At 65.4% G+C, this 17,368-nt stretch carries 19 protein-coding genes; 6 read left to right on the forward strand and 13 right to left on the reverse strand.

Going from position 1 to position 17,368, the window contains the following annotated elements:
- Nucleotides 1-7: 7 nt before the first annotated feature.
- Genes CXY78_RS18065 through gabT form a run of 4 tightly spaced genes read right to left on the reverse strand, consistent with a single transcriptional unit; the run spans nt 8 to nt 5,131 of the window.
- Nucleotides 8-880, reverse strand: a complete 873-nt coding sequence (locus CXY78_RS18065; RefSeq protein ID WP_104090495.1) for a universal stress protein — start codon at nt 878-880, stop codon at nt 8-10.
- Nucleotides 877-2,244: an NAD(P)/FAD-dependent oxidoreductase gene (locus CXY78_RS18070; RefSeq protein WP_092339902.1), complete on the reverse strand. Its 1,368-nt coding sequence runs from the start codon at nt 2,242-2,244 to the stop codon at nt 877-879. Before CXY78_RS18070 ends, CXY78_RS18065 begins: the two co-directional genes overlap by 4 nt.
- A 23-nt stretch (nt 2,245-2,267) precedes the next feature.
- Nucleotides 2,268-3,755 carry an NAD-dependent succinate-semialdehyde dehydrogenase gene (locus CXY78_RS18075; RefSeq protein WP_104090497.1) on the reverse strand — a complete coding sequence of 496 codons (1,488 nt, stop codon included), beginning with the start codon at nt 3,753-3,755 and terminating at the stop codon, nt 2,268-2,270.
- Nucleotides 3,752-5,131, reverse strand: coding sequence for a 4-aminobutyrate--2-oxoglutarate transaminase (gene gabT / locus CXY78_RS18080; RefSeq protein WP_104090498.1), 1,380 nt, complete (start codon nt 5,129-5,131; stop codon nt 3,752-3,754). The genes CXY78_RS18075 and gabT overlap by 4 nt, the downstream gene beginning before the upstream one ends.
- Nucleotides 5,132-5,269: 138 nt before the next feature.
- Between gabT and CXY78_RS18085 the strand changes: the two genes are divergently transcribed.
- Complete coding sequence (locus CXY78_RS18085; RefSeq protein ID WP_104090500.1) at nt 5,270-6,853, forward strand: PucR family transcriptional regulator; 1,584 nt, start codon at nt 5,270-5,272, stop codon at nt 6,851-6,853.
- Here the strand turns inward: CXY78_RS18085 and CXY78_RS18090 are convergent.
- The gene (locus CXY78_RS18090) at nt 6,843-7,520 is read right to left on the reverse strand and encodes a hypothetical protein (protein WP_104090501.1); all 678 of its coding nucleotides are present in this window, start codon (nt 7,518-7,520) and stop codon (nt 6,843-6,845) included. The genes CXY78_RS18085 and CXY78_RS18090 overlap by 11 nt on opposite strands.
- A gap of 68 nt (nt 7,521-7,588) precedes the next feature.
- Here CXY78_RS18090 and CXY78_RS18095 point away from each other — a divergent pair, with 68 nt between their 5' ends.
- Nucleotides 7,589-8,464 carry an acyl-CoA thioesterase II gene (locus CXY78_RS18095; protein ID WP_174774980.1) on the forward strand — a complete coding sequence of 292 codons (876 nt, stop codon included), beginning with the start codon at nt 7,589-7,591 and terminating at the stop codon, nt 8,462-8,464.
- Nucleotides 8,465-8,469: 5 nt separating this feature from the next.
- Here CXY78_RS18095 and CXY78_RS18100 read toward each other — a convergent pair whose 3' ends face one another.
- From CXY78_RS18100 to msrA, 7 genes are all read right to left on the reverse strand, one after another.
- Nucleotides 8,470-9,174 carry an anti-sigma factor gene (locus tag CXY78_RS18100; RefSeq protein WP_104090503.1) on the reverse strand — a complete coding sequence of 235 codons (705 nt, stop codon included), beginning with the start codon at nt 9,172-9,174 and terminating at the stop codon, nt 8,470-8,472.
- Nucleotides 9,171-9,680 (reverse strand): sigma-70 family RNA polymerase sigma factor, encoded by a 510-nt coding sequence (locus CXY78_RS18105; protein WP_092339896.1) that lies wholly within the window; start codon nt 9,678-9,680, stop codon nt 9,171-9,173. Before CXY78_RS18105 ends, CXY78_RS18100 begins: the two co-directional genes overlap by 4 nt.
- A gap of 92 nt (nt 9,681-9,772) precedes the next feature.
- The gene (locus CXY78_RS18110; RefSeq protein ID WP_092339895.1) at nt 9,773-10,243 is read right to left on the reverse strand and encodes a thioesterase family protein; all 471 of its coding nucleotides are present in this window, start codon (nt 10,241-10,243) and stop codon (nt 9,773-9,775) included.
- A 20-nt stretch (nt 10,244-10,263) separates the two neighbouring features.
- Complete coding sequence (gene ettA, locus CXY78_RS18115; protein WP_104090504.1) at nt 10,264-11,946, reverse strand: energy-dependent translational throttle protein EttA; 1,683 nt, start codon at nt 11,944-11,946, stop codon at nt 10,264-10,266.
- A gap of 5 nt (nt 11,947-11,951) precedes the next feature.
- Nucleotides 11,952-12,464 carry a hypothetical protein gene (locus CXY78_RS18120; protein ID WP_233197298.1) on the reverse strand — a complete coding sequence of 171 codons (513 nt, stop codon included), beginning with the start codon at nt 12,462-12,464 and terminating at the stop codon, nt 11,952-11,954.
- Between the two features lie 71 nt (nt 12,465-12,535).
- Nucleotides 12,536-13,066: a single-stranded DNA-binding protein gene (locus CXY78_RS18125; protein WP_134505303.1), complete on the reverse strand. Its 531-nt coding sequence runs from the start codon at nt 13,064-13,066 to the stop codon at nt 12,536-12,538.
- A 207-nt stretch (nt 13,067-13,273) separates the two neighbouring features.
- Nucleotides 13,274-13,798, reverse strand: coding sequence for a peptide-methionine (S)-S-oxide reductase MsrA (gene msrA, locus CXY78_RS18130; protein ID WP_092339891.1), 525 nt, complete (start codon nt 13,796-13,798; stop codon nt 13,274-13,276).
- A 156-nt stretch (nt 13,799-13,954) separates the two neighbouring features.
- Between msrA and CXY78_RS18135 the strand changes: the two genes are divergently transcribed.
- Both CXY78_RS18135 and CXY78_RS18140 read left to right on the forward strand, forming a co-directional pair.
- Nucleotides 13,955-14,230, forward strand: a complete 276-nt coding sequence (locus tag CXY78_RS18135; protein WP_104090507.1) for a DNA mismatch repair protein — start codon at nt 13,955-13,957, stop codon at nt 14,228-14,230.
- Nucleotides 14,231-14,316: 86 nt separating this feature from the next.
- Complete coding sequence (locus CXY78_RS18140; protein WP_092339889.1) at nt 14,317-15,066, forward strand: hypothetical protein; 750 nt, start codon at nt 14,317-14,319, stop codon at nt 15,064-15,066.
- 66 nt (nt 15,067-15,132) lie between these two features.
- On the opposite strand, the gene nadE is transcribed toward CXY78_RS18140, so the two are convergent.
- Nucleotides 15,133-15,954 carry an ammonia-dependent NAD(+) synthetase gene (gene nadE / locus CXY78_RS18145; RefSeq protein ID WP_092339888.1) on the reverse strand — a complete coding sequence of 274 codons (822 nt, stop codon included), beginning with the start codon at nt 15,952-15,954 and terminating at the stop codon, nt 15,133-15,135.
- Nucleotides 15,955-16,182: 228 nt separating this feature from the next.
- Between nadE and CXY78_RS18150 the strand changes: the two genes are divergently transcribed.
- Together CXY78_RS18150 and CXY78_RS18155 are read left to right on the forward strand one after the other, a co-directional pair.
- Nucleotides 16,183-16,602, forward strand: a complete 420-nt coding sequence (locus CXY78_RS18150; protein ID WP_140425492.1) for a hypothetical protein — start codon at nt 16,183-16,185, stop codon at nt 16,600-16,602.
- A gap of 39 nt (nt 16,603-16,641) precedes the next feature.
- Nucleotides 16,642-16,935 (forward strand): hypothetical protein, encoded by a 294-nt coding sequence (locus tag CXY78_RS18155; protein WP_104090510.1) that lies wholly within the window; start codon nt 16,642-16,644, stop codon nt 16,933-16,935.
- Nucleotides 16,936-17,368: the final 433 nt, after the last annotated feature.

Raw genomic sequence — 17,368 nt, forward strand, 5'->3', positions numbered from 1 at the left:
GTTTCGGTTACTTCCCCACCGTCTCGGTGAAATCTCGCGGCACCACGATGAGCGGCACCGGCAATTCGCGCAGCATTTTGGCCGCGATCGAACCCAAAAAGAGTCGATGCGGTTGCGCCAGCCGGCTGGAGCCGACGATGCAGACCTCGGCCGGGTCCCAGTGCAGGCCGCGCACGGCATGCTCGATGCTGCCGCCGGAAGCGACGCTGGCGGTGACCTCGAGCCCGTCCATCAGGTGTTCGGTGGCGTAGTCGAGCACGGCCTGGGCGTGGTCGGCGGCGAGCTGGATGGTCTGGGCGTCGGCGCCGGGGCGGTCGATCGCGACGAGGGAGACCAGCCTTAGCGGAGCATCCACTGTACGGGCCAAACGGATGCCGGCCGTCAGCAGTCCGTCGGCGCCGGGTTTGGTCCCGACCGCGCAGGTGACTCGGCCGATCGGTTCGTCGGTGCCCATCACGCGGCTGCCTTCCGGAGCCAGCGCAACGGGAACGTGGGAGGAGTGCAGCAGACCGCCCGCGACACTGCCGATGGCGAAGCGCCCCAGCAGGCCGTGGGTGGCCGCGCCGACCACGATCAGGTTGGCCTGCAGCCGTTCGGCCGCTTTGAGCAGCCCCCGCGTGAAGGAGTCGGCGTGTTCGAGGTGGGTGTGCACGGAAATACCCTCGGGCACCAGAGTCAGCGCTTCGGCCAGCCAGACCTCGGCCGTTTCGAGCAGCAGCCGGTCGTGGCCGGGATCGGTGGGGGTGAGCGTCGCACGCTCCCCCGCATTGAGCACGAGCACGATGTCGAGTTCGGCGCCCGGCGCGCGGGCGAGGCGCACGCCGAGGGCGAGGGCATCCGCTCCCGCCGAGGTGGCGGTATAGCCGACCAGAAACCTCACACGGTGGCCAAGACACGCTGGGCGATAATCGCCGCAGCGGATTCCTGGCCAACCCGAATGGCACCGTCAACGTGCTGGTAGCCCTTGCCGGCCATATCGCTGCAGGAGAACGAGATCGGGCCGACGGGGCTGCGCAGTTCGGCGCCATACCGGGCCAGTCCACCCATGTCGAAGCTCGCAGCGTAGGCGCCACGGGTCCATTCCTCGGAACCCCAGTCGCTCTCGTAATAGACGACCGGGTGCAGGGCCTGCTCACCGTAGTAGTGCGACAGGGATTCCAGGATGCGCGTCTTGCGCTCGTCTGCGGTCAGCGCGAAGACGGCATCCGCTTCTTCATCGGAGACAAAGCCCACCAGGGTACCGCGCGGGTCCTCGAAGTTGGTGTTGTCATAGGCCTCGTGCACGAGCTCGTACGGGCTGAACGCGGTGCCGGAGAGGTCATCGGCGCGCCAGAACGGAGTCTCGTAGACGGCGTGCACCTTGATCACGAAGCCCATGGAGAGGTGCTGGTGCAGCTGCTGCTGGCGGCGCGGCAGGGGTGGTTCGAAGCTGATGCGGCTGATCAGGGGCGGCGGAACGGCCACGATGGCATGCCGAGCGGTCACCGTCATGCCGTCGGCTATGACGGCGACGCCGCTGTCGTTCCAGGCCAGGCTGCGCACCGGTGAATCAAGAAACACGTCAGCGCCGAGCTTCTCGGCGAGAAGTAGCGGCACCTGCTGCAGCCCACCGATGACGCGCTCGTCGAGAATGAAATCGGCGTCGACGAGGTTGCTGAAGGAACCAGCGCTGGCCGCCATGAGCAGGGCCTGCAATGCCGAGAAGGCGTGCGCGGGCTTGGTGAGCATGGCTCCGGCAATGAACATGCCGATGTTGTCGCGGGCTTCCTGGTCGTCGGTCTGGGTCTCGAGCCAGCGACTGAAGGACACCTCGTCGAGTTCTTTGGCGAGCGGATGACCCCACGGGCTATCCGGGTTGATCTCGGCCACGAGGGCGTCGAGCTTCTCAATCAAACCGACGATCTGGGCTTCGGTGCCGGCCGGGACCGGAAAGATATCGCCGTCGAACCGGCTCACCACGCCGGCAGCATTGATGTAGACGTTGCGACCGGCCCGGTAACGCGGGTAGGTCGCGAGACCCAGCTCGGCCAGGGTCTCTTTGAGGGCATGCTGGTCGGGCGAGACCCACTGGCCGCCGATCTCGAGCATGGCGCCCTCGATCTGGTCGGTCCACAGGCGCCCGCCGACGCGGTCGCGGGCTTCCAGCACGGCCACGCTGAGGCCGGCTTTCTGCAGTGCGGTGGCGGCGGTGAGACCGGATGCCCCGGCGCCGATAATAACGACGTCACGATCAATCGTGGTCATGGTTGCTCCTGTGTTGAGTGGGGTTAAGACGCGGGAATGAGGGTGTACTTGGTCGAGAGGTATTCGTTGATGCCTTCCAGGCCACCCTCACGACCGAGCCCGGACTGCTTGACGCCGCCAAACGGTGCCGCGGCGTTGGAAACCAGGCCGGTATTCAGGCCCATCATTCCGGTGTCGATACTGTCGATCATACGGTGTGAACGTGCGATATCGGTGGTGAAAACGTATCCGATCAGACCATATTCGGTGTCATTTGCCATTTTAATAGCCTCTTCGTCTGTTTCGAAAGTTGTAATGCCGACCACCGGGCCGAAGATCTCTTCCCGCACCATGCGGCTGTCAGCGGGAACATCGGTCAACACTGTGGGGGCATAGAACGAGCCGGGTCCGTCGGGGCGGGTGCCTCCGGTGAGCAGCGTGGCGCCGCGCGCGAGGGCATCCTGCACGAGGGCGTCAACGTTGTCGACGGCCGTCTCCGTCACGAGCGGCCCAAAGTTCACCGCGGGGTCGATGCCGGGGCCCTGCACGAGGGCGTTCACCCGCTCGGTGAGTCGGCGGCCGAATTCCTCGGCGATCGACGCGTGCACGATGAACCGGTTGGCCGCCGTGCAGGCCTGGCCGGTGTTGCGAAACTTCGCGAGCATCGCGCCGCTGACGGCCTTCTCGAGGTCGGCGTCGGCGAACACGATAAAGGGGGCGTTGCCGCCGAGCTCCATCGAGGTACGCAGCACGTTCTGGGCCGCCTGAGCGATCAAGGCCCGACCCACTGCGGTCGACCCGGTGAAGCTCAGCTTGCGCAGCCGGGGGTCGGCGATGATCGGGGCCGAGACGGCCTGCGACTCGGTGGTCGTGATGACGTTCACGACACCGGCCGGCACTCCGGCATCCGTCAGCAGCTGCACGAACAGCAGGGTGGTCAGGGGGGTCAGTTCGGCCGGCTTGACCACAACGGTGCAGCCAGCGGCGAGCGCCGGGGCAATCTTGCGGGTGGCCATGGCGAGCGGAAAGTTCCACGGTGTGATCAGGTAGCACGGGCCCACCGGCCGGTGAGTGACGACCATCGTTCCGGTGCCCTCCGGGTTGACACTGTACCGACCGTTGATGCGCACGGCCTCTTCGCTGAACCAGCGCAGAAATTCGCCGCCGTAGCTCACTTCGCCGTTGGCTTCGGCGATGGGTTTGCCCATCTCGAGTGTCATGAGCGTGGCGAAATCGCCCCGACGCTCCTGGAGCAGATCGAAGGCGCGGCGTAGAATCTCGGCGCGTACTCGGGCCGGAGTTCCTGCCCAGGAGTCCGCGGCCGCGACGGCCGCGTCGAGGGCGCGGGCGCCATCAGCGACGGATGCGTTCTGGATGGTTTTCAGCACCAGACCGGTGGCCGGGTCGGTCACCACGATCGGCTCCCCGGTGCCGTTCGCCCACTGACCGTTGATGTAGAGCTGGTCGGGTACGCGGGCCAGGAGTGCGACCTGACCGTAGGAGCGCACGGCGCCCTCGATCACGGTGCTCATACTGCGGCCGAATCGGCAGCGAGGGCCTCGGCCAAAACCTGCAGGCCCTCGAGTAGCAGGGAGTCGGGAATGCTGAGCGGCGGCAGAAAGCGGATGACGTTGCCGTACGTTCCGCAGCCGAGCAGGATGACGCCCTGCTCGTGGGAGGCGGCGATGACGCGGCCGGTCAGGGCTGCATCCGGCTCCCCGGTGGCGGGATCGACCAGCTCGATGGCCATCATGGCGCCGCGTCCGCGCACCTCGGCGATGCGCGGATCGGCTGCGGCGAGCGCGCCGAGGCGGTCACCCATGATCGCGCCGATGGCGGCGGCGCGTTCGACCAGGTGCTCGGCCTCGTAGGTGTCGATGGTGGCGAGCGCGGCAGCACAGGCGAGCGGGTTACCCCCATAGGTGCCGCCGAGGCCGCCGGCCTGGGGTGAATCCATGATGTCGGCGCGCCCGGTGACGGCCGACAGCGGCAGGCCGCCGGCGATGCCCTTGGCGGTGCAGATCATGTCGGGCACAATGCCCTCGTACTCGCAGGCGAACATGTGCCCGGTGCGGGCGAATCCGGTCTGGATCTCGTCGGCGATGAAGACGACCTCGTTGGCGCGGCACCAGGCCAGCAGGGTGGCCAAAAAGCCGGGTGCGGGAACGATGAAGCCGCCCTCGCCCTGAATGGGTTCGATGATGATCGCGGCGAGGTTGCTCGCGCCGACCTGCTTCTCGATCTGCGATATGGCACGGTTCGCCGCCACGACGCCATCGAGACCGCCGTCACGCAGCGGGTACGACATGGGTGCCCGGTACACCTCGGGTGCGAAGGGACCGAAGCCGTTCTTGTAGGGCTGGTTCTTGGCGGTCAGGCCCATGGTCAGGTTGGTGCGGCCGTGGTAAGCGTGGTCGAAGGCCACAATGGCCTGCTTGCCGGTGAAGTGGCGGGCGATCTTCACGGCGTTCTCCACCGATTCGGCGCCGGAGTTGAACAGCACGCTGCGCTTGACGTGGTCACCGGGGGTGAGACGGTTCAGGGCCTCGGCCACCTCGATGTAGGAGTCATAGGGAGCAACGGTGAAACAGGTGTGGGTGAACTGGGCCAGCTGGGCTGCGACGGCTTCGACCACCCGCGGGGCGCTGTTGCCGACACCGGTGACGGCGATGCCCGACCCCAGGTCGATCAGAGAGTTGCCATCCACGTCGACCAGAACGCCTCCGCCAGCGGCCACAACATACACGGGGAGGGAGATACCCACTCCGGCAGAGACCGCCTGGGCCTTGCGTTCGCTCAAGCGGCGCGATTTCGGCCCGGGGATGCTCGTGACCAGTCTGCGTTCCTGGGCCAGCGTGGGGCCACCGAGCGGCGTGCTGGTGAAGCGAGGAGTGTCTACGAGTGTCATGAGTGTTTCCGATCGATGCGACGGGTGGTACCGCGGCCACGGTGCCACTGCGGCAATGCTAGGCACAACCCGGCGACAGCACTATCTCTTAGCTGTATAGTTGGGGCGTAATTTCCCGCCACGCTGTATAGTCAGCCCATGCTCCCCACCCTGCGCCTGCTCCTCGCTGATTCGAACCTGGGACTCACCCTGCTCGAGCACGCTGATGCGGGCAAGGCCAACCCGATCACGCGGGCGGCACGGCTCGACCGCACGGTTGAATGGGTACACAGCTCCGATCTGATCGACCCGACCCCGTTCCTCTCCGCCGACCACGTGCTGCTCACGACCGGCACCCAGTTCGGCAGTGATCCGGCAGCGGATGCCGACTACCGCCCCTACGTGCAGCGCCTGCACGAGCGGGGTATCACGGCGCTCGGATTCGGCACCGACGTCGTTCGGGACGGCACGCCCGACGGACTGATCGCCGCGTGCCGAACGCTCGGGCTGCCGTTGTTCGAGGTTCCCTATCGCACCCCGTTCATCGCCGTTGCGCGGGCGGCCGGCGACCTCGTGGCCGAGGATCGGTATGCCCGCGCCACCTGGGCGCTCAAGGCCCAGCGCGCGATCGCGCTCGCCGCCCTGCGTCCGGACGGCCTGAGTGCGACGCTCGCTGAGCTGTCCGCCCAGCTCGGCCATTGGGTGGCCCTGTTCGATGCGAGCGGAACCCTGGATCGGGTGTTTCCCCGCGCCACGTTCGCCGCGGCCCCCACAGCCCTCGCCACCGTGCAGCAGGAAGCCCGGCGACTGCTCGCCCGCGGTCAGCGGTCCAGCAGCACCGTTGACGCTGGCGGTGAAACCCTTACCCTGCAGACCCTCGGCGGCCACGACCACCTGCGCGGTGTACTCGCCCTCGGCGGCGCACTCGCCCTGGACCAGGCCAGCACTGAGGTGGTGACGAGCGTGATTGCCCTGGCCGGTCTCGCCCTCGAGCAGAACAATGCCCTGGATCGTGCCCAGGGGCTGCTGCGCTCCGGCCTGCTGAACACCCTGCTCGCCGGGGACCAGACCCTGGTCGACCAGATCTCCAGACAAATGTGGGGCGCGCTCCCTGACCCACCGGTGCTCGTCGCCGTCGTGGATGTGCCGGCCGTTCGCCGGGATGCGATCACCGAGTACCTGGAACTACGCGTCGACGATTCCCCCGGGCAGCTCTTCTTCGCCCGCCAAGACGACACCGTGGTTCTGTGTCTCGACCGCGCGGCCAACGGCATCCTCTTAAATCTGTGCGCACTGTTCGAACTGCACGCAGGACTGTCGGAGCCGACAAGTTACCGCCAGCTACCTCGCGCCCTCGATCAGGCCCATCAGGCGCTGGCCCGGGCACGGGAGAGCGCATCGGGCGTGACCGATTTCAGTATCGTCGCCCGGCAGGGCGTGCTGGCCTTGCTGGCCAGAACGGATGCCCGCGAGGTCGGCCTCGCCACCCTCGCGCCGGTGATGGCGCACGATCGGGCACACGGCAGCGAGCTGCTGGCTACCGTGCGGGCGTGGCTCGTGTGCAACGGACACTTCGGCGAGGCCGCCGCGCAGCTCGGGGTACACCGCCACACGGTGCGCACCCGCATTCAACAGGCTGAGCAGCTGCTCGCCCGCGACCTGGGGTCGTTTCCGGCTCGAGCGGATGTCTGGGCGGCCCTGCTCGCCACCGACGCTGCCGTTGTGGAGCCGGTCAGGCCGTGAGCGTCCACGGCTTGCGCCGCACCAGAACATGGCCACGACTCGTGCTGAGGCGGGTCCACAGGCCCGACTCGAACAGCTGCACGGGTTCGTCATCGGAGAGAAAGCCCAGGCTGAACGCCGCGAAACCGGCCCCGGTCGGTACGAATTCGAGCCCGTCAACCTGACGGCCCCACACTTCGGAGCGCACGCGTTCCACGATCAGCTCGCCGGTGCCCTCCGGCACGGCGGCGGCAACCTCGTCGATGCCCTCCCGAGCGGCGGTTTCAAGGTGCGACGCCGGAGTCTGGCCGTGTGGTTCCCAGCCACCCTTCGGCGGGGAGATGCCGGCCCAGGTCACGGTGTTCACCTCGAGCGGAACAGTCACGATGACCGGCAGGCTCAGGTCGCGCGCGGTGGACTCCAGGCGTTTGAGGCGTTCCAGCAGCGACCGCACCGGCACGACCTTGTCGAGGTCGACCGGCTCGGTCAGGGCGAAGGTGCGCAGGCCGAGCACGGTCGGGCTCGCGTCGAGCAGACCGCGCGGATAGAAAATGGCGGTGTACACCGCCAGAACGCCGTCGGACGCCATGAGGCGCACGGAACCGTCGAGAACGCGGCCGGATCGTGACAGAAATACGATCAGATCGCTGAGGGACTGGGAATCGGTAAGAGTGAATGACTGGCTCATCGTCTTCTAAACTACCAAGATGCGCCACGACCGCATGCCGCGAACGCGAACTTGCCCGAGGAGACAGCATGCACAAGCCCATGGAAAGCCTTCTGGCCGTCCTCGATCTGACCGACACCGGTGCACGCACCAGCGAGGACATCTTCACCGGGCCGTCCCAGTGGATGCCGCTCGGCCGCGTGTTCGGCGGGCAGGTGCTGGCCCAGTCCCTCGTCGCTGCGATGCGCACCGTGCCCGACGAACGCCACGTGCACTCGATGCACGGCTACTTTCTGCGCCCCGGTGATGTCAACCAGCCGATTACTTTTTCGGTCGAACGCATTCACGACGGCCGCTCCTTCTCCACCCGCCGCACGCAGTGCTATCAAGACGGCGTGCCGATCCTGTCGATGATCGCCTCCTTCCAGGACGCCGATGAGGGCTTGGAGCATCATCTGGAGATGCCGAAAGATATCCCCGATCCGGAAAGCCTGCCGACGGCATCCGAAGCGCTGGCCCACATCGACCACTCGGTAGCGCGTTATTGGGCCAACGAGCGGCCCTTCGACATGCGGCACGTTCCCTCGCCGATCTTTCTCAAGGTCAACGGTGAGCACACCTCGCGCCAGGCCGTGTGGATGAAGACGTTCTTACCGCTGCCCGACGACCCCGACCTGCACCGCGCAGCCCTGGCCTACGCGAGCGACTACTCGATCATGGAACCGATCATGCGCCGGCACGGAGTGGCCTGGGCGACTCCCGGTCTCAAAGTTGCCAGCCTGGATCACGCCATGTGGTGGCACCGGTTCGGTCGGGTCGACGAGTGGCTGCTCTACGTGCAGGATTCACCGAGCGCGCAGGGTGGCCGCGGCCTGGCCACGGGCAGCATCTTCAGCCGCGACGGCGTGCTCCTGGCTACCGTGGCGCAGGAGGGCATGCTGCGCGTGCCCATCGTTCTCGAGTAGCAGCGCTACCAGCTGGGTTTGGATTCGAGCAGCACCTTCTCGTCGGGCATCCACCGAATATCCACGCTGGCGATGTCGTTTTCGGACACGCTCGTGGTACCGGCCGCGCTGATGGTGCTGCCGGGTCCGGAGATCCAGCTGGCCACGAGGGTCTCCTGGCCGTCCCGGTCGGTCACGAACAGGGCGTAGGGCTGAGCGCCGAAATCGTCGCCGCCGCGCGCGTAGCTGCAGTTCGCGTCGATGCGCGTGCCCCACTCTTCGCCGGTCAGGCGAAACGAGGCCGTGAGCGGGCTGGGAACCACGGCGGTCATGGCGACGGCGGGTTCGGTGATGCTCTGGCCGGGCTGATCGAGCCAGCCCGGCAGGACGAGGGCAGCGGATGCCGCGATCACGGCGGCCGCCACGACCGCGCCAGCGGCGAGCAGGCGGGCGCGCCGGGTGTGTGCCCTGGCCGCCTGCACCAGGCGGGGCAGCGGGGTGGCGGAGGGGGCAGCATACGCTCGGGAATCAACGGGCTGGTCCAGTTGCAGGGCCTGATCGAGCGGCACCTGGGCCAGCAGCCCCGGAAGACCCACGAGATGAGCGACCGCCTGGCTGCAGGCGACACAGTCGTTGAGGTGACGTTCGTAGTCCCGGCGGTCGGCCGGTGACAGGGCGCCGAGCACGTAGGCGCCGTCCCAGTCGGCGTACAGATCTGTTGGAGTGTTCATCGCTCCGTCACTCCTCGCTCTTGCAGTGCGAGCCGCAGGGCTCGCAGGCCGTAGTGCAGCCTGGACTTCACGGTGCCTTCGGGAATGACCAGATCCCGCGCGGTCTCAGCCACGGACTGACCTCGATAGTACGCGCAGACAATGACCGCCCGGTGGTCGGGTGAGAGATCGTGCAGGGCATCCGCGACCAGCCAGGCGTCGAGCAGGGCATCGGTCTGGTCGTCGGTGGGTACCTCGGGCAGCTGATCGGTGGGGATCTCGTGGCGGGCCCTGGCCGAGCGGCGATCGTCGATCACCAGGTTGCGGGCCACCGTGAACAGCCAGGCCCGAGCTGACACCTCGGTCTGGTCGAGCAGGCGGGGGCGTCGCCAGGCGCGCAGGAGCGTCTCCTGCACGACGTCGTCGGCAAAGGCCGGATCGTGCGTCAACCGCACAACATAGCGCCACAGGAGCGGCGCGTGTTCGTCGTGCAGGGCTTGCAGAAGTTCGGCACGCTCATCAGCCATGACTACCTCCCCGGCTTAACACGCGACGGACGCGTGTTCGGTTCAGTACTACCCGGTTTCGCGGCAACTCGGGCCGCTCAGTCGGGGAATTGTCAGCGTCGGGCGAACTCGATCGGCGCGTCGAGGTACGGAGTCCACGCGGCGCGTTCGGTGTCGTTAATGCGGCGGGGGCGTTCGCTCGCCGCATCAACGAGCACAATCGTGGTGTTCGCCCGCGCGTACAGAACCTCGGGTGTCACGCCGTCGGGGCTGCACACCTCGTAGCAGACGTCGAGGCTGGCGCCGCCGAGTTTGCCCAGCCAGAGTCGCACGTCCAGCGGCTGACGCAGGTACGGTACCGGCGCCAGATACTCGATCTCCTGCCGCGCGATCAACGTGAGCGTTGCCGCACCCGGGCGTCCATCGAGCACAGCCGTGCTCGCGCCGATCGCACCGTCGTCTTCGGTCACCCAGAAAGCCAGAATGCGCGCCTCCTCGAGCAGGCGCAGCATCTCAGAATTGTTGACGTGACCGTACGCGTCGAGGTCGGACCAACGCAGGCGAATCGGTACGTGCAGCTTCACACGGTCTCCCTATTTTTTTGTTAGTCGCGGGTGAGCTTGCGGTAGGCGGAACGATGCGGCTTGGCCGCATCCGGTCCGAGCCGCTCGATCTTGTTCTGTTCATACGACTCGAAGTTGCCCTCGAACCAGTACCAGTTGGCCGGGTTGTCGTCGGTGCCCTCGTACGAGAGGATGTGCGTGGCCACCCGGTCGAGGAACCACCGGTCGTGAGTGATCACCACGGCGCAACCGGGAAATTCGAGCAGCGCGTTCTCGAGCGAACCGAGCGTTTCGACGTCGAGGTCGTTAGTGGGCTCGTCGAGGAGCAGCAGGTTGCCGCCCTGCTTGAGGGTGAGCGCCAGGTTCAGGCGGTTGCGCTCACCACCGGAGAGCACACCGGCCTTCTTCTGCTGGTCGGGGCCCTTGAAACCGAAGGTCGATACGTAGGCGCGCGAGGGTATCTCGGTCTTGCCGACCTGGATGTAGTCCTGGCCGTCAGAGACGACCTCCCACAGGGTTTTGTTCGGGTCGATGCCGCCGCGGTCCTGGTCGACGTAGGAGATATCCACCGTCTCACCGATTCGCAGTTCGCCGCCGTCGAGCGGTTCCTTGCCGATGATGGTCTTGAACAGTGTGGTCTTTCCTACGCCGTTCGGGCCGATGATGCCGACGATACCGTTGCGCGGCAGCGTGAAGCTGAGGTTCTCGATGAGCATGCGCCCGTCGAAGCCCTTCTCCAACTTGCTCGCATCGATGACCTGCGCGCCGAGGCGCGGGCCGACCGGAATCACGATTTCTTCGAAGTCGAGCTTGCGGGTGCTTTCGGCGGCGGTGACCATCTCTTCGTAGCGGGCCAGGCGGGCCTTCGACTTCACCTGACGGCCCTTGGCGTTGGAGCGCACCCACTCAAGCTCGTCGGCGAGACGACGTGACAGCTTCGCGTCTTTCTTGCCCTGCACGAGCAGACGCTCCTGCTTCTTCTCGAGGTAGGTCGAGTAGTTGCCCTCGTACGGGTACAGGTGTCCGCGGTCGATCTCGGCGATCCACTCAGCAACGTGGTCGAGGAAGTACCGGTCGTGAGTGACGGCGAGCACGGCGCCCGGGTACTTGGCGAGGTGCTGCTCGAGCCAAAGCACGCTCTCGGCGTCGAGGTGGTTAGTGGGCTCGTCGAGAAGGAGCAGGTCTGGCTTCTGCAGCAGCAGCTTGGTCAACGCCACCCGGCGCTTCTCACCACCGGAGAGGTTGGAGACCTCGGAGTCGCCCGGCGGGGTGCGCAGGGCATCCATGGCCTGTTCGAGCTGGGAGTCGAGGTCCCAGGCATCGGCTGCATCGATAGCTTCCTGCAGCACGCCCATTTCGGCGAGGAGGGTATCGAAGTCGGCGTCGGGTTCGCCGAGGGCGAGGCTGATCTCATTGAAGCGATCGACCTTGGCCTTGATCGGGCCGACGCCTTCCTGCACGTTCTCCAGCACGGTCTTGCTCTCGTCGAGCTGCGGCTCCTGCATGAGGATGCCGACGGTGTAGCCCGGCGAGAGTCTCGCCTCACCGTTGCTGGGGGTGTCCAGGCCCGCCATGATCTTGAGGATCGTGGACTTTCCGGCACCATTCGGGCCGACCACACCGATCTTGGCACCGGGAAAAAAGGACATGGTGACGTCGTCAAGAATCAGCTTTTCGCCGATCGCCTTGCGAGCGCGGACCATTGAGTAAATAAATTCGGCCATAATGTTTACCAGTCTATTTGCCGGGTGGACCCGACGAGACACAAACCAGTAGACAGAATCGGTGCGACCACGCTGTGGAAACCGTCACTGGCCGGCCCGATCTGCCCAATCAGGCATTCGCCATTGAATCGCACCGAGAACTGGATCGAGTCGGCGGCCAGGTCGGCCTGGGTTCGATCGAAGGACACTTCCATGGCCGCTCGGTCGAACCCACCGGCCACGAGCGCGTCGATGTAGGCGCGCCCGTCAGCGCTGGGGTTGACCTTGGTGACAGCGGCAGCGAGAAAGTTGAAGTAGACGAGGTTCTCGGACGCGGTGCCGTCGGGCAGCAGTACCGGGTCGGGCACCGGAGTTGCCGACGGCTCCGGCGCTGAGGAGCTGGCCGGCGCCGTGCCGCTGGTCGGGGGTTCGGCCGGGGCACCGGTGCACGCGGTCAGGCTGACTCCGACCAGTAGCACGGCCCCAACCACTGCCAGTGTGTACCGCGGGCGGCGTGCAGACCACCGTGCTGTTCTCACGGTCATATTCTGCCGTGCTGATTGTGCCACGCTCACGAACTGCCTCCCCCGGTCCACGCGCGTGGACGATGCTACGAGTCTAAACGCGCATACGCGTCCTGATCGGCATCGGTGTCGACGGGGACAAACCCGTCTCCGGACCGGTCGATGGGGCCAAGATCGGTCTCATATGCCGTGGCCGATTCGACCGATGTGAAGGATTCGACCGGTTCCGGCTCGGTCTGGTCCGCGGCGTCACGGGCCGGTACCCCGCTACGCACCGGCGTCGTGGTGTACCAGGCGAGGTCGTGGCCGACAGAATCAGCAATGATCTCAACGGACGTCCCAGATTTTTCGGCGTTGTTCCATTGGCGAATGACCAGCCGTCCGGTGACGACAACGTGCTCGCCCTTGCTGAGCGATTTTCCCGCATTCGTGGCCAGCTGTCGAAAGGTCGTGACGGAATACCAGCAGCTTTCGTCGACGATCCATTCGTCTTTGGCCTTGTCACGGTGGCTCTGGCGGGAGGCCAGCCGAAAGGAGGTGATCGGGGTCCCGTTCTTGCCGAAGGTCAGGTGGGGAACGGTGCCAATAACGCCGGATATTGTGATGCTGTCGCTCATGGTTTCTCCCGGCACGGTGATCGCGTGAACACGCACACTCGCGGCGCCATGCGAACCGCCGGCGCACACGACCCGGGAACAACAACTCGTGCCAGTCTTCGTTGAACCCGGGTCGCACACAGTGAGTGTGCCGCCCGAAACGACGACCCGACTGAAACCGCGGAAATCCGTGGAGAATTCAGCTATTCACCGATTGGGGAGGAGAGGCTAGCTGACCAGGTATTGGGAGTACGACTTGCGGATCTTGTTGACCTTCGGCACGGCGACGGCCATGCAGTAGCCCTGCCCGGGGTTCTTGTTGAAGAAGTCCTGGTGGTAGTCCTCGGCCTCGTGGTAGTCGCCGAGCGGCTCGATCGTGGTCGTGATGCCGGAGCCCCACCATTCGGTCGCCCGGTCGCGGGCCGTTTCAAAAAGCTGCTTCTGAGCGTCGTCGGTGTAGAACATGGCCGACCGGTACTGGGTTCCGACGTCGTTACCCTGACGGTTGAGCTGGGTGGGGTCATGCAGCGTGAAGAACACGTCAAGAATGACGCTGGCCGGAATGACGTCAGGGTCGAAGGTCACGGCAACGGCTTCGGCATGCCCGGTGCGCCCGGTGCAGACCGCTTCGTAGCTCGGGTTGGCGGTCGAGCCGCCGGTATACCCCGACACCACGTCGCTCACTCCACGTAGCACCCGATACACAGCATCGAGACACCAGAAACATCCACCTGCGACCACATAAGTTTGCACCCGTCCACCCTATCTCCTCCCCCCGCCGCAGCCACAGGCTGATCCGGCACCCTGGCCGTCTGTTCGCCGAAAGCGCATGTCGGTGGTCGTCCATACGGTAAGAGAAATACCCGCGGCCCGCCGGGTTACCGCTGAACCAGTACGTAAGGAGCACTCATGACCACTCTCATCGCACCCGTTACTCACTCAGCATTTCCAGCAGTACGTGGCCGCCGGTTCGTCCTCGTGCGCGACGGGCTGTGGCGCATCGTCGACCCGGTCGGCGCTGTCGTCGGCTATATCGAACGCGAGGTTAGTGCCGATAAAGGCGGTGCTGATACCAGCGGCGCTGACGGCGACCGGTTCAGCGCCAGGCGCGTCGTCTTCGCGACCCGCACGCGCGAACTCGGTGTGTTCTGTCGCATCGACGATGCTGTGGACTGCTTCCGGTGACGAGGCTACGTGTTCCAGAGAGTGGGTTGGGGGCACGCCGTGTCTGATCCCCGAAAACGGGGGTTGGCGCGGATAAAATCCAGCACATGGAATGGTGGAATAACTTCGTAGCCTGGTTTACCGACGTGAGCACCCAACCGATGGTTTTTACCGCGGTCGTGTTCATCGGCGCAATCGTCATTGCCAGCGTGCTGGCCGCGTTGATCTCGCGCGGGGCCGTCAAACGGCTCATCACCCAGCGAGATCGCGAGATCAAAGTGGCGGCGATCGCGACCCTCGTCGATGCCGCGACCGAGGCATCCGTCTGGAATTCGCTGACACCGCAGGAGCAGGTCATGAGCGACCGGGCGGTCGGCCAGGCCGACATTCAGGTGCGGTTGCTGCCGATTCGCGGATCGGGAATTGCCGCCAACTGGGCTGCTCACGAGCTCTACGAGCTCAAGCGCACCTCAGCTACCTTCGGCTACCAGTTGGAACCGGCCTTGGTCGAGTTTCGTGACCGCCTGGTCGAGTGGCAGAACAAGCCGGCTCGCGCCCGCAAGATCTTCCAGGGGGATCTCGATCGCTGGAAGTCGCAGAATTCCTCCACCGAGAAGAGCCTGCTCGCCGAGCAGGAAGCGTGGGTGGCGCAGCAGCACCACGACCAGTACAACGCCGCCGATTCGGCACCGGCGCCCGTGCGGGTCGCGCCGCTCACCCCGGCAGCCGTCAATCGCACGCCGCCATCCGCGTCGGACGCCGGGGCGGAAACCCAGCGTCTGCTCGACGACGTCAACAAGCTCGAGGTTCGCGGCACCGACCCGCTCACGCGTTCCTCGGCGGCCCCGACCCTGTAGTCGCGACACAAGAAACGAGCCGGTCGGCGCTTCCCAGCGCTGACCGGCTCGTTCTTTATGTTGGGCCTACTGCCACCACTCATCAAACAGTGAGGCCGGCACCCGTCGCTTGTGCTCGGTGCTGAGGTAGCGCGCCTCGATGGCCTCGGCCACCTCGTCGTCGACGGGCCGACCCTCCAGGAAATCGTCGATGTGCTCGTACTGCAGACCGAGATTGGCCTCGTCGGTCTGGCCGGGAGTGTGGTCGAGCAGGTCAGCGGTGGGGTCCTTCAGGTAGAGCTGTCCGGGCGCACCCAGCTCCATCAGCAGGGCGCGGCCCTGGCGCTTGGTGAGTCCGGTGAGCGGCAGAATGTCGGTTCCGCCGTCGCCGTACTTGGTGAAGAAGCCGGTGACGGCCTCTGCCGCATGGTCGGTTCCGACCACGAGCAGGCCGAGCTGGCCGGCCACCGCATACTGCGCGATCATGCGGGAGCGGGCCTTGACGTTGCCCTTGGTGAAGTCGGTCATGGCCACGTCGAGGCTCGCCAGGAATTCGCTCTCGAATCCATCGACGGCGAGCTCAATGTTGAAGGTGGCCTGCGAGGGCGGGCGGATGAATTCCAACGCGAGTTGGGCATCCGCTTCGTCGCGCTGCACCGCGTAGGGCAGGCGCACGGCGACAAAAGTGGCCGGATACCCCTCTGCGGTGAGTTCGTCGACGGCCAGTGCGCACAGCCGACCGGCCAAGGTAGAGTCCTGGCCGCCGCTGATGCCGAGCACGAGCCCCTGGGCACCCGTGTGCTTGAGATATTCCTTGAGGAATTTCACCCGGCGGCGTACTTCGGCGGCCGGGTCGATGGTTGGTGAGACGTTGAGTTCCGCGATGATTCGCGCCTGGAGTTCTCGCATACTTGAATCTAGCAATCCTCGAGAATTTGCGCTGCGGCCTGCCTCGAGATCAGCACCAGGGTACCGGCGAATCGTGGCGAAATCTTCCCGTACGGTAGGACAAAGACCGCTCGGGGGGGGGACGCAATAATGATTGTTAAAAATAGGTACAGCATGCACGAGGAGTTCAGCGAAGCACGATCCGGCAGAACGGTTCGCGGAATCAGCCGGTCTGCACTGGCAATCGCTGTGTCCGGTATTCTCTTAGCCGGACTCGGCGGGTGCGCCGCCGTCACGAACGACGAAACGGATGCCACACCTGCTGAGCAGATCGCGCAGCCGACTGCCGCCGCACGCGCAGGCTGCAGTTCCGAACTCGCACTGGACTACGGCGACGTGGTCGGCCTGGAAAACGTGACCGACGAGTTCGGCACCTACTGCCACACCACGATTAGCCCCACCGCTGAGGCAGCCGTCTACGACTCCACCAAGACCGACTTCGAGACCCTGGCCGAATTCGGCTTCACCGAGGACGACGCCAGGGAAGCCTTGCCGGCCGCCCTGCGCATTCTCACCGAAGAGGTTCTGGACAGCAGTCGGCTCGACAACTACAGCGTCGCCCCGGCCGAGTGGTTTGCGGCGAACTCCGATTACATCACCACCGATTGACAACCCAATTTTCAGAATGCGATCGAGAACGACGGTGCCGTGCTCGGCAGGGCAGCCTTCGTCGTCACCGACATTCTGCCGGCCCCGCTTGCGCGTGACGGAGGCGCCCGCGCGTCGAGCACCGTCGTACGTCTGGATCGGGTGTACGCCGAAGAGCCAGACGTAGGCGAGCTGAATCTCATCTTCAGATTCAGCTCAACGAGCACGTTCGTTGCGACGGATGCCCAGATTGTCGCGCTGGTGCTCGCGGCCGACCCCGTCAAGAGCGCAGATGCTCTGCGAGCCTCCAACCCCGAACTCTTTGACGGGCGGACAACTCGTTCTTCATCATGACCGGGAACACCGTTCTGGGTTTCGGCCTGGACAGCAACGATCAGGTCATCGGTATGAATTCAAATATCCAGCTCTACACGAACCAGGGCCTCGACGTCATCGCCTAGCCCGTTCGATGCAGAGCGCCAAGGCCCCGCCGATGACGGGGCGGGTATCTCTGAGCGCCTCGATGGAGGCCATGCGGAGAGCGCGCGGCAGAACCGTCTGCGCCGTCCGGACTGGTCTCGAAAGCGGGTGAACGGTTGTTTCAGGACTGCTGAAGTATCCGTTCACTCACTCTCGCGGATAAGAAGAAACTTTTGAAGTCTCATCTATATTTTACTGAGATTCTCTCGCCTTTAGGGGCGATTTCGGCTATAATTGTGGGTGAAGGAGGCACCGACGCCATGACCCTCACCGCCCCGCCCGCCACAGCCGGCTCGATGCCGCAGGG

It is taken from the genome of Cryobacterium sp. N19 (assembly GCF_002929595.1).
GTDB lineage: Bacteria > Actinomycetota > Actinomycetes > Actinomycetales > Microbacteriaceae > Cryobacterium > Cryobacterium flavum.